Origin of the sequence: Solibacillus sp. FSL R5-0691 (assembly GCF_037974225.1) — a bacterium.
In the GTDB taxonomy this organism is placed as follows: Bacteria; Bacillota; Bacilli; order Bacillales_A; family Planococcaceae; genus Solibacillus.
In genome coordinates, this window is record NZ_CP150231.1 from 3,407,501 (window position 1) to 3,422,408 (window position 14,908).

The window sequence follows — 14,908 nt, forward strand, 5'->3', positions numbered from 1 at the left end:
AATTAATGAAAAACCTACTGAACGACGCCAGTTACCAAGAAGCTTTAACATCTTTCTTCGGCCAGCCGGATATGCAAAAGCAGCTCGAAAGTATAATGAAAGGTGCCGTCATGCGAAAAGAGCTGGAAAAAATCGTAATGGAAACAATCGAAAATCCGCTTATGCAAACAAAATGGCAGGATCTTATTAAGAAGAGCGGTGAAGCTTCATCCGAAAAAGAATCGGGATCTGAATCGGGATCCGGCTCTGAGAAGGAAAGCGGCGGCGGTAAAGAAAGTGGTGGAGAATCATAAAAAAACAACCAGTCGTCTCAATCGGGACAACTGGTTGTTCTTTTTTTATTTTTTTAACTCTGAAATGATTTCTTCAGCGATTTGCAAATAGATTTTACCTGTCGGGTGACTTTCTGCATAGATAGATGGCGCAAAATCTTCCTCTGTCCAATCTGGTTGTCCTAACGGAATTTGACCAAGTAATTTTGTGCGCAGTTCATCAGCCAGCTTTGGACCGCCACCTTGACCAAATACGAATTCTTTTTCCCCTGATTTGCTTTCATACCAAGCCATATTCTCAATAACACCAAGGATTTCATGATTTGTCTGTAATGCCATCGCACCTGCACGGGCTGCTACGAAAGCGGCTGTCGGGTGAGGTGTTGTTACAACAATCTCTTTTGAAGACGGCAGCATTTGGTGAATATCCAGAGCTACGTCACCTGTTCCTGGTGGTAAATCCAATAGTAAGTAGTCTAAATCGCCCCACTCTACATCACGGAAGAACTGGTCCAATACTTTTCCAAGCATCGGTCCGCGCCAAACGATTGGTGCATTGTTTTCAACGAAGAATCCCATAGAGATAACTTTTACACCAAGACGTTCTACTGGGTAAATACGGTCATCTTTTACGACCGGCATTTCTGTAACACCCATCATGTCCGGTACAGAGAAACCATAAATATCAGCATCAATTAAACCGACTTTTTTGCCTAGGCGAGCTAGTGCAACTGCCATATTTACAGATACCGTAGATTTCCCTACTCCGCCTTTACCTGATGCAATTGAAATAAATTGTACGCTTGATAATGGTGATAAAATATCTTGTGCTTCCGATTCCGTCGCTTGTCCACGGAATGACTGCAGTACTTCTGCCGGCAGCTCTTCAAAACGAATTCCAACTGAAGCTGCGCCATTTTCCTTTAACACTTCAACAATTTTCATTTGAAGTGTCATTTGTTCAGGCGTATTAGTTTTTGCGATTGCAATACGAACACTCACATGCGCTTTTTCTGCTTTAATCGAAACGTTTGTTACACCTTTTGTTTCTGCTAGTGATTTATGTAAAAACGGATCTTGTAGTTCTCCTAATAGTTCTCGGACTTGTTCCTCATTTAACATATCAAACACTCCCCTGAATGAAATTACATTTGTTAGTATATCATAATCGATTCGTATTGTTATTACATGTTGCCTACTCGTATTTTACGTGAATATAATTTTCAATGCCACGTGCAATTGCAAATGCCATTTTTTCCTGATAGCTGTCATTTGCCAGCAAATCACGCTCTTCCTCATTACTTAAAAAACCTGTTTCAACTAATACAGCCGGTTTTTCAATTTTCTTTAATAAATAAACATTTTTAATTGCCAGTGCTTCGCGTTCCGTATTTTCCATCGTCTCTCGAATTGATTGCTGAACTGCCTGTGCAAGTGCCGCACTTTTTTCATGTCCAGTCTGATGGTAAAACACTTGGGCGCCTCTCCACTTGCTATTTGGTATTGCATTTGCATGAATCGTAATGAATAGATCCGGTTCATGTGATTCTACTAACGTTTCACGTAAAAAAATGTCCTGTTTTTTACGCTCACGAAGTGTTGGAAATGTCTTACTTGGTGCATGTTCACTCAGTACATCCCCATCTGTGGAACGTGTTAATACTACCTCTGCTCCCAAACGTGTCAATTGACGAGCTACTTTTTTTGTAATTGCCAATGTCACATCTTTTTCGATCACCTCTCCATTTGAAGCACCACCATCAACTCCTCCATGACCAGCATCTAATACAATTTTTACCCCACCTAATGGCTCGGGTAAAAAAAATCGCCGGTCGGATGCGTTCGTTTCATATACAACGACAAGCATCGAACAAAAAATTACGAATATGAGTGCAAGCCAACGTCTCAAAAAAAACACCGTCCTTTTTGCCTACTATACGCAAAAGGACGGTGGAATATTCACCTTATCATTGAGACAAAAGCTGACGCTGTAATGTTGCATAAAAACCTTGTTCATTCATTAAAGAGTCATGAGTTCCTTGTTCTAAAATCTGCCCATCTTTAATGACAAGGATCTGGTCTGCATTTTCAATCGTTTTAAGACGGTGTGCAATCACAAAGCTCGTACGCCCTTCCATCAAATTGTTCAAGCCTTTTTGAATATGCACTTCTGTCATTGTATCAACACTTGAAGTTGCTTCATCCAAGATTAAGATGTCGGGATCTTCTAGAATTGCGCGGGCAATCGCTATAAGCTGACGCTGCCCCTGACTTAAATTTAAGCCCCCGCTTGTCAGTACAGTATCGTACTGCTCAGGCAAATACTTGATAAAATTATGTGCATATGCAATTTTTGCTGCCTGTTCAACCTCATCATCTGTTGCATCGAGCTTACCGAAACGGATATTTTCACGTACTGTTCCTGAAAACAGGTATGTATCCTGCAGTACGACTCCGACATGATCTCGCACATTCGACATCTTATAATGTTGAATTGGTTCACCGTCCAATAAGATCCGGCCACCTGTCGCATCATAAAAGCGGGTTAACAGCTGAATGATTGTCGTCTTCCCTGAACCAGTCGGACCAACAATGGCAATTGTCTCTCCTGCTTTTGCTTCAAAATCGATTCCGTGTAATACTGTCTTGCCCGTTTCATAAGCAAACTGAACGTTTTCGAACTTAACATTTCCACTAAACTGTTTCTTAGCTTTTGCATTTTCAATATCCGCTACTTCTTTTGCTTCATCCAGCACTTCAAAAACACGTTCAGAACCAGCAATAGCCGATTGGAACGTATTGAGCAAGTTCGATAGCTGATTGATCGGTCGGAAAAACTGTCGGGTATACGTAACAAATGATGCGATTACACCGATTGTTAGTCCGCTTGTTACTGCCATGATTGCACCGGCGCCTATTACAAGACTTAAACCTAAATTGTTCATGAAGTTATTGATTGGACCCATGAAGCCGGAAATTATATCGGCTCGCATTGCCGAACCGCGCAATCGCTCATTGGTCTCTTTAAACTCAGCAAGCGTTGATTTTTCCTGACCGAAAAGCGTAATAATATCCGCGTTTGAAATGGTTTCTTCAATATACCCATTTAAATTGCCCAAATCCCGTTGACGTGCCTTATAGTTTACACTGCTTCGTTTAATAATCTGCTTTGTCGCATAAACGATGAGCGGAATAATAATGAGCGTAACAAGCGCTAAACGCCAATCTAAATAAAAGAGGGCAAAGGCCGTTCCGACAATCGTTAAGAAACTTGAAACGATTTGAATGACACTCTGTGACAAAGCGGCATTTAAATTTTCGATGTCATTTGTCATCCGGCTCATTAAATCGCCCTGCTGTCTTTTGTCGTAAAAGGCGAGCGGCAATGACTGATACTGTTCAAACAGTTGTTGTCGCAACCTGCGAATTGTCTTTTGTGAAACACGAATCATGACAAAGGTTTGAAGCCATGTCAGTAACGATGACGCGATATAGACGCCGGCTAAAATAAGGGCCATCCGAATCGCACCTGGAACATCGAGCTTCACAATATAATCATCGATTGTTTTCCCGATTAGAAATGGGCCGACTAAGCTTAGCAATGTACTAATAATAACGAAAATGACAACACTGATCAGTTCTACCTTTTGTATGCGTAAATAGCTCCAAATACGCAGCAGTGTTTCTTTTTGATTTTTCGGCTTCACAACCGGACCTGTAAAGCGACCACCTGGATGCCTCATTGGTGTAGGCGGTTCCCCTTGATGTTTATTCACTTAAGGTCACCCCTTTTTCTGCCTGTGTTTTCGCCATCTCTTGGTATAATGGACTTTCCTGCAATAATTGCTCATGTGTCCCTGCTGCGGCAATTTTTCCGTCATCCATTACGAGTATTTGATCGGCATGACGAATTGAAGAGATTTTAGATGAGACAATCACTTTTGTGGCATTACTAAATTGTTCTTCAATTGCCCGTTGAATCGTTTTTTCAGAAATACTGTCAACCGCACTTGTCACATCATCCAAAATCAAAATACTTGGTTTACGGATAAATGACCGCGCCATTGCCAAACGCTGCTTTTGCCCGCCTGACAAGTTTGTTGCCCCTTGTGTGAGCAAGTGGTCTGTGCCTGCATCCAGTTTATCGACAAACTCCTTGGCGTTTGCTGATTGTAATGCCTGCAAAATTTCCTCTGTAGTTGCACCGGGTTTGCCGTAGCGTAAGTTGTCGGCAATCGTTTTCGAAAACAGTGTAGCTTTTTGTGGCGCAAAACCGATTGACTGGCGTAAATGTTCCAATGAATAGTTCCCGATCGGTAGCCCGTCAATTTTTACTACACCACTGTCAGGATCAAACAGGCGTGGAATCATTTTAACTAATGTCGATTTCCCGCTTCCTGTCATTCCGATAATGCCGAGGGTTTCTCCCGCATTCACGTCGAACCTAATATTTTTCAATACCGATTCTGTTTCTTTTAAATAGGAGAAGCTTACATCTTCAAAACTGATTCTTCCTTGAATCTCTTTCAGCTCTGGTACTGAAGGACTCGTTAAGTCTGTTGTCTCTTCCAGCACTTCTACGATTCGCCCCGCGCTTGGTATCGCACGTGCCAGCTGTACAAGTACCATCGAAGAACTCATCAGCCCCTGCATGACCATCATTAAATAGTTGATAAAGGCCAGAATAACCCCAACTTGTAACGTATTGTTATCTACTTTGATCGCACCCATCCAAAGTGCTGCTACTATACCTAAGTTCACGACAAACATCGTAAGCGGTGCAAGTACGCCTATAATTTGATCAGCTGCCATACTGCGCTTCATCAGTTGTGTATTTACTCCGGTAAACTGCTCGATCTGATGATTTTTCCGGTTGTAAGCCTTAATGACCCGAATACCTGCCAAGTTTTCCTGGACTTTCGTATTTACTACATCGACAACCTTTTGCACTTTATGAAAAAGCTTGCCTGATAGTGCCGTAAAGTAGTACATGCAAAATGCCAAAATCGGCACAACGACCAACAAAATCGGAAATAATTCGCGGGCTGTAATAAAGACAATGACAATGGCCCCGATAAACATCATCGGTCCACGGACAAATATTTTTAATAACATTGTCAGTGCACGCTGAAGCATTTCCATATCACTCGTTAAATTTGTAACAAGCTTTCCGAGCGTAAATTTATCTTTACTGCTATTTGAAAAATACGTAATCGTTTCATATAAATCGTGACGTAGATCGGTTGAAAAGTTAACAGCCGTCCGTGACGCATAAATCGAACACCCTACACCTCCGATTAAACCGATTAAAGATGTCGCTATCATTAAGCCAAACATTTTCACAATATATGACGTATCATTTTGAGCAATCCCATCGTCGATAATATGCTGTAATATTGTAGGCTGCAGTAAATCCATGCTTACCTCAATAACCATCATTACGGGAGCGATGATCGCAAATAATATATATGGCTTAATATATTTTGAGAGTTTCCATACTGCTTGCATTAAACAAGTTCACTTCCTTATGTTGTGAAAATTTAATCCTCTTCTGTTGGCTTTGTTTCTTCCAACAGTTCATTTAATTGGAACAACCCTACAAAATCATTCATAATCGCTTCGGTCGCTTTCAGTTCTCCTGCAATGACAGAATGAATCGACTGCAATTCCGTAGACTCCAGCTGTTGTTTCAAAGTTGAACGTTTCATTTCGAGTTGACGGTAAAACTCCAATGCACGCCCACGACGGAAAGTTTGGGCACCCTTTGGACGGCGAATACTATGTTCTCCTTCTCCTCGGTGTCTCCCTCTACCTTCTGATCTCAAATTTATCACCTATCTCTTTTGAATACTATCGTATACTATTGTATACAAAAGTAATACTCCCGGTAAAGTGCTCAGGAGAAGAACTTTTTTCAAACCGTTTTATTTTGTTTGCTCTTTAAATATCGTTACTATTAAACAAACAGTTTCATTAAAGGGGTACATAAAATTGAAAAACGTGACGAGCGATATTATACAATTTAGAGGATCGCATTATGAGTTTGGTATATATCAGGGAGAGCTTTTAAAGAACTCTCCGCTTCTTTCTAATAGAGAAGAACTTTATAAACAACTGGATCATAGATTTTCTATAGATAAATCATATGTTAATCAACTATTAGCCCGTTTCGCTCCAGGAATAATAGAAGAAATTGAAGGTCTCGCTTATACACTTGGTTATACAGAAGAACAGGCTTTACTCCATTATGGAGGCTATTATGCCGCACACAGAAAAAGTGGCTGCTCGATTACGACAAGTCCTTCTTATATGATCCGCAACTATGATAATGACCCTAAAAGCTATGATGGACGCTTTGTGCTATATGCTCCAACTGATGGCGGCTACGCGGCACTCGGTCCTTCAATGCAAATTACAGGTCGTATGGATGGAATGAATGAAAAAGGACTTGTCGTCGGTTATAACTTTGTCAATACGAAAAACAGTGTGGATGGCTTTGTGTGCAATATGATTGCGCGTCTTTTACTTGAACGTTGCGCAACTGTTGAAGAGGGCATTTCACTGTTAAAAGATATTCCCCATAAGCATTCATTTAATTATGTATTACTGGATGCGAAGCAAACGATGGTGGCAGTAGAAGCATCTCCGCGCAATGTGGCCGTGCGCGACGCAGCAGCCTGTACGAATCACTTTAAAGTGCTGACAGAAGAAAACCGGTACCGAACAGAAGATTCCTTAGCGCGTGAACATATTATTTCGAGTGCCCAGGCAAATCCACTTAGTTTTGAAAAGGCATATACATTATTGAATGGTATCGAAAATGGCGTCTTTGCGACAAAATACGGTGCATGGGATGGGACTCTCCATACGGTTGGCTATTTACCGGGTGAAGGGAAATGTATTTTTGCTTTAGGTGGCGATGCACTGCCTGTAGTGATTGATTTTAAATCGTGGCTAAGCGGTACTCATTTGCCTCTTTCAAAAATTAAAGGAAAACTTCATGCGACAAACGGCTTTGCAAATGAATAAAGAAAAAACCCTTTCTCGGATAATTCCAAGAAAGGGTTTTGTAGTTTCGCAAAATAATAATCGTATAGATTAACGTTTTGAGAACTGAGGTGCACGACGAGCGCCGCGTAGACCTGGTTTTTTACGTTCTTTCATACGTGAATCACGAGTTAATAGACCCGCTGATTTTAAAGCTGGGCGGAAGTCTGGATCAACTTGTAATAATGCACGTGCGATACCGTGACGGATTGCTCCAGCTTGACCTGTGAATCCACCACCGTTTACGTTAACGTGAACGTCATATGAACCTTTAGTTTCTGTAGCTACTAATGGTTGGTTGATAATTAAGTGTAAAGTTTCGTATGGTAGGTAATCTGAAACATCACGGTTGTTGATTACTACTTTACCTTCGCCTGGTACTAAACGTACGCGAGCAGTTGAGCTTTTACGGCGACCTGTGCCGATATATTGTACTTGTGCCAAAGTTATTTCCTCCTATTATAGTTTATTGATTAACCACGTAACTCGTAAGCTTCTGGTTTTTGTGCAGCATGTGGATGTTCAGAACCAGTGTAAACGTTCAATTTAGTGAACATTTGACGACCTAAAGAGTTCTTTGGAAGCATACCTTTAATTGCTAACTCAAGCATTTGAGTTGGGTATTTTTCCTTCATTTCACCAGCTGTACGTTGTTTTAAACCACCAGCGAATTGAGTGTGACGGTAGTAAATTTTCTTTTGTAATTTGTTACCTGTTAACTCAATTTTATCAGCGTTGATGATGATCACATGATCTCCTGTATCAACGTTTGGTGTGAATGTTGGTTTATGTTTACCGCGTAAGATAGAAGCTACTTCAGAAGCTAAACGACCTAACGTTTGGCCTTCTGCGTCAACTACTAACCATTTACGTTCTACTTCTTGACCTTTAGCCATGAAAGTTGTGCGCATGTTTGTATCCTCCTAATCGATATGAATTACCGTTATTTTTCATTATATACACTTTTATAAGTTTCGGGGCTTATTATTGTGGTGGTAATGAAAATACCATACATCATCATATACTGGATCGCGTTTAAAGTCAAGATATTTAATTGAACACCTGGAGAGGTTGTTAACCCTTTTCACAAGCCGATTTCTCTAGGTTTTTATAGTGAAGAGGAAAATTTTTTCAAATAAATTTTTATAAATCTTGATAAAAAACTTGTTCCAAATACAGACCATGTGCTGGTGCTGTTTTACCTGCTTGTGCACGGTCCATTGAAGCGATTGCCTTTTCCAGTGACGCTGCTTCCCTTTTTCCGATGCCCACTTCCCACAATGTCCCTGCAATGATCCGTACCATATTGTATAAAAAGCCGTTGCCGCTGATGGTCATATGCAGCTCTTCCCCATGCCAGGCAAGCTCCAGTGCTTCAACCGTACGCACTTTATCCACTACACTCGTATTTGCCGCGCAAAAGCAACTGAAGTCATGTGTCCCGACAATTGCTTGGGCTGCTTCACGCATCGCTTCTACATTCGGCTTCACTCCGCCTGTTTCGACTGCGTAATGTCTTCTAAACGGGCTTTGAACAGCGCGGCAATCCCAAATATAGCGGTAACGCTTGCCAGATACATCATAGCGTGCATGGAAGTCTTCCCTTACCTGTTCCATATGAAGTACACGAATATCACGCGGCAATTGGACATTTAATGCTTTTTGATATTTATCAGAGGGAATCGCAAGAGCTGTATCAAAATGTATTACCTGGCCTGTTGCATGGACACGCGCATCTGTACGGCCGCTCGCTGTAATTTTTACGTGTGTCCCTTTATGCATTTTTGTTAATACTTTTTCGATTTCAAGCTGTACTGTGCGCTCACCCGGCTGCACCTGATATCCGGCAAATCCTGTACCGTCATAGCTAATCGTTGCTTTTAATCTCACCATGTTTTTACTCCTCTAACTGCGCAGCATCCATAAAAGGACGCCTAATAATACAAGTATGACTAAAATAGCCGTATCTCTTCCCATCCATTTTAACTGACGGTATTTTGTACGTCCTTCGCCTCCGCGGTAGCCTCGCACTTCCATCGCAGTCGCTAAATCTTCTGCACGTTTAAATGCACTGACAAAGAGCGGTACTAACAACGGTACAACTGCCTTGAGACGATCTTTAATCGGTCCTGCACTTAAATCCGAACCACGGGCCATCTGCGCTTTCATTATTTTATCCGTCTCATCCATTAATGTTGGTATGAAACGTAAAGAAATCGACATCATTAATGCAAGTTCATGTACAGGCAGCTTCAGCTTTTTAAATGGATTGAGCAGTACTTCCAGACCGTCCGTAATTGAAATAGGAGAAGTCGTTAACGTTAAGATTGATGTCATAAATACGAGCATTAAAAAGCGCATTGATATGAACATCCCTTGTCGTAAACCTTCTTCGTATATTTTCATAAAGCCAAGATCAACTAATACAGGCCCTTCCTTCGTCATAAACAAATGCAAAATCAAAGTAAAGAGCATTAAAAATATGACGGGTTTTAAACCGTTGATTAGAAAATAAAGGCGGATTCTCGAAAGTAGAATAACGAGTAATGTAAACGCCAAAAGCAGCGCATAGGTTACTGCATTATTGGCAAAAAAGACAACGATAATAAAGGCAAAAACAAAAAGCAGCTTTGAACGCGGATCCAGCTTATGCACAAATGAATTTCCTGGTATATAGCGCCCAAATATCATTTTTTCCATCATTGCTGTTCACGCCCCTTTGGAATTACCTGTCCAATTTCCACGGCAAGCTCTTCTTCAGTTAAGCATACTTTCGCCAATGGTTTCCCCATCATCTTCTCGACCTGATGCTGAAAGCGAACAATACGTGGCGGCTCCAGACGAAATTGGGCAAGTGTTTGACGATCGCTGAAAATTGCACGCGGATCTCCGGTCAACACACAGCGTCCTTCATGCATTATTGCAACAGCATCTGCATAGCGTGCCGCATCCTCCATACTATGTGTAACGAGTATCGTTGTTAAACCGCGCTCTTTATGTAGCTTATAAAATAAGTCCATAATTTCTTTTTGACCACGTGGATCAAGACCCGCTGTTGGCTCATCCAAAACGATTACTTCAGGGTCCATTGCCAGTACTCCTGCAATGGCGACACGGCGCATTTGACCACCAGATAGGTCAAATGGGGATTTGTCCAGTATTTCTTCCGGCAATCCTACTAATAAGATTAGCTCACGCGCCCGTTTTTCCGCTTCTTCCTCAGACACCCCAAAATTCATCGGGCCAAACATAATGTCCTTTAATACAGTCTCTTCAAAAAGCTGGTGCTCAGGAAACTGAAACACGATGCCTACCTTTTGACGCACTGTCTTTAAGTCTTTTGCCTTTTTTCCTGCTTCAATCAATCGGTCTCCGATTTTCACGGTACCGCTCGAAGGTTTTAACAATCCGTTAAAGTGCAGGAGAATTGTTGATTTCCCTGATCCTGTATGTCCGATAATCGCCTGAAATGTTCCACTTTTAATTGTTAAGTCAACCTCATGTAAAGCTTTCTTTTCAAATGGTGTGCCTTTTGCATAGGCATAGCTTACTTGTTGAAGTTGGATGTCCATAAGTCATTCACCAGCTCTTCTTCTGTCATATGTTGTCCTACAAGATGTACACCTTGTGCCTGTAGCAGCTTCGTCATTTTCATCGCAAACGGCATATCCAAACCAAACTGTACAAGTTCATCACCCAATGCAAAAATCTCCTCAGGCGTTCCTTCAGCGTATTTTTTGCCGGCATTCATAAAAATAATGCGGTCTGCCAGTAAAGCTTCTTCAAGATCATGTGTGATCGCCAATACCGTAAGTCCAATTTCTTTTCGCAGTGCTTCCACGATTGTTAACACTTCTTCACGGCCTTGAGGATCCAGCATAGATGTTGCTTCATCCAATATTAATATTTGCGGATGCATTGCCAATGCTCCTGCAATAGCGACACGCTGCTTCTGTCCGCCTGATAAATGATGTGGCTCGTGGTTGATAAACTCTTCCATCTTCACTTGTCTGAGGGCATTGTGCACACGTTTAACCATCTCTTCATGCGGGACACCGTTGTTTTCAAGCGAGAAAGCAACATCATCCTGCACAGTCGCCCCGACAAACTGATTGTCCGGATTTTGAAAGACAATACCTATCTGCGAACGAATATCCCATATATTCTCTTCTGTAAGAAGCTCACGTTTAATACGGACTTCGCCATGCTGTGGTATTAGAAGACCACTCATCAATTTGGCCATCGTTGATTTTCCGGAGCCGTTATGACCGACAATCGTAATCCATTCCCCTTTGTTAATGACAAAGGAAACATCCTCTACCGCATTTCGAGTTTGAGGTTCTTCCGGTGTATATGAATAGGTTACTTGATTAAATGATAAAATTTCACTCATACGCAGCTAATCTCCCCTCTGCTTCGCTTAAGTATGACATATTATATTGTTAATTTGAATTTCCCAGGAAATGATACCTATATAAAAATAAAGCACGTTTTCAAACAAGTTTTGCGCGAACGGCCACCTATTTAAACGTACTTTATGTTTGCATATGTATAGGGAATTTAGGGGCTCAACCCTTCATTCCATAAATAAAAAAGCGCGCACCTCATTCAGAGAAATGCGCTTGTCGTTACATTTACAAAATTTACGGGTGCTCAAGCCCGAAAATTCGTTGAATGAGGTGCGGAGAGCTAAACGAGACGCCAGTATATAAAATACTCCGCTCATCATAACGCTCAGCTTTATTATGTCGTATAAATCAATTTTGTTTATATAAAAAAGGGGTGCGGGTTCAACCGGTGAACCGGACACCCCTTTTCCACCTGTATGTTATTAAGAATTAAACTAATTCGATAATTACTACTGGTGCGCCGTCTCCACGACGAGGACCTACTTTAAGAATACGAGTGTAACCACCTTGACGCTCCGCATAACGAGGTGCGATATCGTCAAATAATTTTTGAAGTGCGAAAACAGTTTTTTCTTCTTCGCCTTCTCCAACTGTTACTAGCTCACGACGGATGAATGATGCTGCCTGACGACGAGCGTGTAAATCTCCGCGTTTACCTAAAGTAATCATTTTCTCAACAGCTTTACGAGTTTCTTTAGCGCGCGCTTCAGTAGTTTCGATGCGCTCGTTGATGATTAAATCAGTAGCTAAGTCGCGTAATAATGCTTTACGTTGAGAACTTGTACGACCAAGTTTTCTGTAACCCATGGACGTTTCCCTCCTTTTAAATATATCTGATCTAGCTAAATTTTATAATTTTTCGCTTAGTCTTCTTTACGTAATCCTAAACCAAGCTCTTCTAACTTATGCTTAACTTCTTCAAGAGACTTACGACCAAGATTACGTACTTTCATCATATCGTCTTCTGACTTGTTAGCTAATTCTAGTACCGTATTGATACCAGCACGCTTCAAGCAGTTGTAAGAACGAACAGAAAGATCAAGTTCTTCGATAGTCATCTCTAATACTTTTTCTTTTTGGTCTTCTTCTTTTTCGACCATGATTTCAGCAGTTTGTGCCTCGTTCGTCATGCCAACGAAGATATTTAAGTGTTCAGTTAAAATTTTCGCTCCAAGTGAAATCGCCTCTTTAGGACCGATGCTTCCATCTGTCCATACATCAAGTGATAACTTGTCGTAGTCAGAGTTTTGTCCAACACGAGTGTTCTCTACTTGGAAGTTGACGCGTGAAACTGGAGTGTAAATAGAGTCGATCGGGATCACGCCGATAGGAAGATCCTCACGTTTGTTTTGATCAGCAGGAGTATAACCACGGCCACGTTGTGCGTACATACGCATACGTAAATGACCGTTCTTAGCGATTGTTGCGATATATAGATCTGGGTTTAAAATTTCTACATCACTGTCATGTGTAATGTCAGCTGCAGTAACCGTTCCGTCACCTTTTACATCAATCTCAATAACTTTTTCTTCGTCAGAGTAGATTTTTAAAGCTAGCTTTTTCACGTTTAAGATAATCGAAGCGACATCTTCTACAACGCCTTCTACAGTTGAGAATTCGTGTAATACGCCGTCAATTTGAATTGACGTAACAGCAGCTCCAGGTAATGAAGACAGAAGGATACGACGTAGAGAATTCCCCAAAGTATTACCATAACCACGTTCAAGCGGTTCTACAACAAACTTGCCGTATTTGGCATCTTCGCTAATCTCCACTGTTTCAATCTTTGGTTTTTCAATTTCGATCATTCCAATTTACCCTCCTTCAAAACATCTAATGTATAGGTTCTTATCATCATAGTTGTTAATCTAAGTTAGACTATAAAATGCACAAGACTTTTGTACAAAGTAACATGATGTACGTAGAAGTAATTATACTTCTAAGCTGCACCCATTACACACGACGACGTTTTGGCGGACGGCAACCGTTATGAGGAACTGGAGTAACGTCTTTAATAGCAGTTACTTCTAATCCAGCAGCTTGAAGTGCACGTACTGCAGCTTCACGACCTGAACCAGGACCTTTAACTGTTACTTCAATGTTTTTTAAACCATGTTCCATTGAAGTTTTTGCAGCTGTTTCAGCAGCCATTTGAGCTGCGAATGGAGTTGATTTACGTGAACCACGGAAACCTAAAGCACCAGCTGAAGACCAAGATAATGCGTTACCTTGCATATCAGTGATCGTTACGATTGTATTGTTGAATGTAGAACGGATGTGAGCAACACCAGATTCGATGTTCTTTTTCACACGACGTTTACGAGTTTGTTGTTTACGAGCCATGTTAAGAAGGAACCTCCTTTACTTAATTATTTTTTCTTGTTCGCTACAGTCTTACGTGGACCTTTACGCGTACGCGCATTGTTTTTCGTATTTTGACCACGAACAGGTAAACCACGACGGTGACGGATACCACGGTTAGAAGCAATCTCCATTAAACGTTTGATGTTTAAAGAAACTTCACGACGTAAGTCACCTTCAGTTTTGTATGAATCTAATTGTTCACGGATTTGGTTTAATTGATCTTCTGTTAAGTCTTTAACGCGAGTATTTTCGTCAATACCTGCACCTGCTAATACTTTTTGAGAAGTAGTTTTACCAATACCGTAAATGTATGTTAATGAAATTACAACGCGTTTGTCGCGAGGAATATCAACACCAGCAATACGTGCCATTCGTTAGTGCACCTCCTTGATTAATTATCCTTGTTTTTGTTTGTGTTTAGGATTTTCACAGATTACCATTACTTTACCGCGTCGGCGAATTACTTTACATTTTTCGCAGATCGGTTTCACAGATGGTCTCACTTTCATCTAACCTAACCTCCTTAATAGTCCGGAGTGCAAAAGATTATTTAAAACGGTATGTGATACGACCGCGAGTTAAATCATAAGGAGATAACTCAATAGTAACCTTATCTCCAGGTAGGATACGGATAAAGTGCATACGGATCTTTCCAGATACGTGTGCAAGCACAGTGTGCCCATTTTCTAATTCTACCTTAAACATCGCGTTTGGCAAAGTCTCAAGAACTGTCCCTTCGACTTCAATTACATCGTCTTTCGCCATCTTCTCGACTCCCTTCTATATGCTTATATCAAAAAACTCATGCGAGCTCTT

At 41.1% G+C, this 14,908-nt stretch carries 19 protein-coding genes (1 of these 19 only partly in view); 2 read left to right on the forward strand and 17 right to left on the reverse strand.

Going from position 1 to position 14,908, the window contains the following annotated elements; genetic code table 11:
- On the forward strand, positions 1-293 hold the 3' end of the coding sequence (gene gerD, locus MKY51_RS17160) for a spore germination lipoprotein GerD (protein WP_339174339.1). 319 nt of this gene lie to the left of the window's left edge; 293 of the gene's 612 nt are visible here — the last part of the coding sequence; its start codon lies beyond the left edge, outside the window; the stop codon is at positions 291-293.
- Positions 294-338: 45 nt separating this feature from the next.
- On the opposite strand, the gene MKY51_RS17165 is transcribed toward gerD, so the two are convergent.
- The 5 genes from MKY51_RS17165 to MKY51_RS17185 form a co-directional block, all read right to left on the reverse strand.
- The gene (locus MKY51_RS17165; protein ID WP_339174343.1) at positions 339-1,394 is read right to left on the reverse strand and encodes a P-loop NTPase; all 1,056 of its coding nucleotides are present in this window, start codon (positions 1,392-1,394) and stop codon (positions 339-341) included.
- 73 nt (positions 1,395-1,467) lie between these two features.
- The gene (locus MKY51_RS17170) at positions 1,468-2,181 is read right to left on the reverse strand and encodes an N-acetylmuramoyl-L-alanine amidase (RefSeq protein WP_339174344.1); all 714 of its coding nucleotides are present in this window, start codon (positions 2,179-2,181) and stop codon (positions 1,468-1,470) included.
- Between the two features lie 58 nt (positions 2,182-2,239).
- Positions 2,240-4,015, reverse strand: a complete 1,776-nt coding sequence (locus tag MKY51_RS17175) for an ABC transporter ATP-binding protein (RefSeq protein WP_339176668.1) — start codon at positions 4,013-4,015, stop codon at positions 2,240-2,242.
- Positions 4,016-4,040: 25 nt separating this feature from the next.
- The gene (locus tag MKY51_RS17180) at positions 4,041-5,780 is read right to left on the reverse strand and encodes an ABC transporter ATP-binding protein (RefSeq protein ID WP_339174347.1); all 1,740 of its coding nucleotides are present in this window, start codon (positions 5,778-5,780) and stop codon (positions 4,041-4,043) included.
- A gap of 32 nt (positions 5,781-5,812) precedes the next feature.
- Entirely contained in the window at positions 5,813-6,097 is a 285-nt protein-coding gene (locus tag MKY51_RS17185; protein WP_339174350.1) for a 2-keto-3-deoxygluconate kinase, read from the reverse strand.
- Positions 6,098-6,263: 166 nt separating this feature from the next.
- Between MKY51_RS17185 and MKY51_RS17190 the strand changes: the two genes are divergently transcribed.
- Positions 6,264-7,301 carry a C45 family peptidase gene (locus MKY51_RS17190; protein WP_339174351.1) on the forward strand — a complete coding sequence of 346 codons (1,038 nt, stop codon included), beginning with the start codon at positions 6,264-6,266 and terminating at the stop codon, positions 7,299-7,301.
- Between the two features lie 69 nt (positions 7,302-7,370).
- On the opposite strand, the gene rpsI is transcribed toward MKY51_RS17190, so the two are convergent.
- The 12 genes from rpsI to infA all read right to left on the reverse strand — a co-directional run bounded on the left by rpsI (position 7,371) and on the right by infA (position 14,857).
- The gene (gene rpsI / locus MKY51_RS17195; RefSeq protein WP_251690844.1) at positions 7,371-7,763 is read right to left on the reverse strand and encodes a 30S ribosomal protein S9; all 393 of its coding nucleotides are present in this window, start codon (positions 7,761-7,763) and stop codon (positions 7,371-7,373) included.
- Between the two features lie 29 nt (positions 7,764-7,792).
- Positions 7,793-8,230 (reverse strand): 50S ribosomal protein L13, encoded by a 438-nt coding sequence (gene rplM / locus MKY51_RS17200; RefSeq protein WP_191701173.1) that lies wholly within the window; start codon positions 8,228-8,230, stop codon positions 7,793-7,795.
- Between the two features lie 232 nt (positions 8,231-8,462).
- On the reverse strand, positions 8,463-9,212 hold the full coding sequence (gene truA / locus MKY51_RS17205; RefSeq protein WP_339174354.1) for a tRNA pseudouridine(38-40) synthase TruA: 750 nt from the start codon (positions 9,210-9,212) through the stop codon (positions 8,463-8,465).
- Between the two features lie 12 nt (positions 9,213-9,224).
- Positions 9,225-10,022: an energy-coupling factor transporter transmembrane protein EcfT gene (locus tag MKY51_RS17210; RefSeq protein ID WP_339174357.1), complete on the reverse strand. Its 798-nt coding sequence runs from the start codon at positions 10,020-10,022 to the stop codon at positions 9,225-9,227.
- Positions 10,019-10,891, reverse strand: a complete 873-nt coding sequence (locus tag MKY51_RS17215; protein WP_339174359.1) for an energy-coupling factor ABC transporter ATP-binding protein — start codon at positions 10,889-10,891, stop codon at positions 10,019-10,021. Before MKY51_RS17215 ends, MKY51_RS17210 begins: the two co-directional genes overlap by 4 nt.
- Positions 10,867-11,712, reverse strand: a complete 846-nt coding sequence (locus tag MKY51_RS17220; RefSeq protein WP_339174361.1) for an energy-coupling factor ABC transporter ATP-binding protein — start codon at positions 11,710-11,712, stop codon at positions 10,867-10,869. The genes MKY51_RS17215 and MKY51_RS17220 overlap by 25 nt, the downstream gene beginning before the upstream one ends.
- A gap of 445 nt (positions 11,713-12,157) precedes the next feature.
- Entirely contained in the window at positions 12,158-12,535 is a 378-nt protein-coding gene (gene rplQ, locus MKY51_RS17225) for a 50S ribosomal protein L17 (RefSeq protein WP_339174364.1), read from the reverse strand.
- A gap of 56 nt (positions 12,536-12,591) precedes the next feature.
- Entirely contained in the window at positions 12,592-13,536 is a 945-nt protein-coding gene (locus MKY51_RS17230) for a DNA-directed RNA polymerase subunit alpha (protein ID WP_008406717.1), read from the reverse strand.
- Positions 13,537-13,681: 145 nt separating this feature from the next.
- On the reverse strand, positions 13,682-14,071 hold the full coding sequence (gene rpsK / locus MKY51_RS17235) for a 30S ribosomal protein S11 (protein WP_008406718.1): 390 nt from the start codon (positions 14,069-14,071) through the stop codon (positions 13,682-13,684).
- A 26-nt stretch (positions 14,072-14,097) separates the two neighbouring features.
- Positions 14,098-14,463 carry a 30S ribosomal protein S13 gene (rpsM, locus tag MKY51_RS17240; RefSeq protein ID WP_008406720.1) on the reverse strand — a complete coding sequence of 122 codons (366 nt, stop codon included), beginning with the start codon at positions 14,461-14,463 and terminating at the stop codon, positions 14,098-14,100.
- A gap of 24 nt (positions 14,464-14,487) precedes the next feature.
- Positions 14,488-14,601 carry a 50S ribosomal protein L36 gene (gene rpmJ / locus MKY51_RS17245; RefSeq protein WP_000868344.1) on the reverse strand — a complete coding sequence of 38 codons (114 nt, stop codon included), beginning with the start codon at positions 14,599-14,601 and terminating at the stop codon, positions 14,488-14,490.
- A 37-nt stretch (positions 14,602-14,638) separates the two neighbouring features.
- On the reverse strand, positions 14,639-14,857 hold the full coding sequence (gene infA / locus MKY51_RS17250) for a translation initiation factor IF-1 (RefSeq protein WP_008406932.1): 219 nt from the start codon (positions 14,855-14,857) through the stop codon (positions 14,639-14,641).
- Positions 14,858-14,908: the final 51 nt, after the last annotated feature.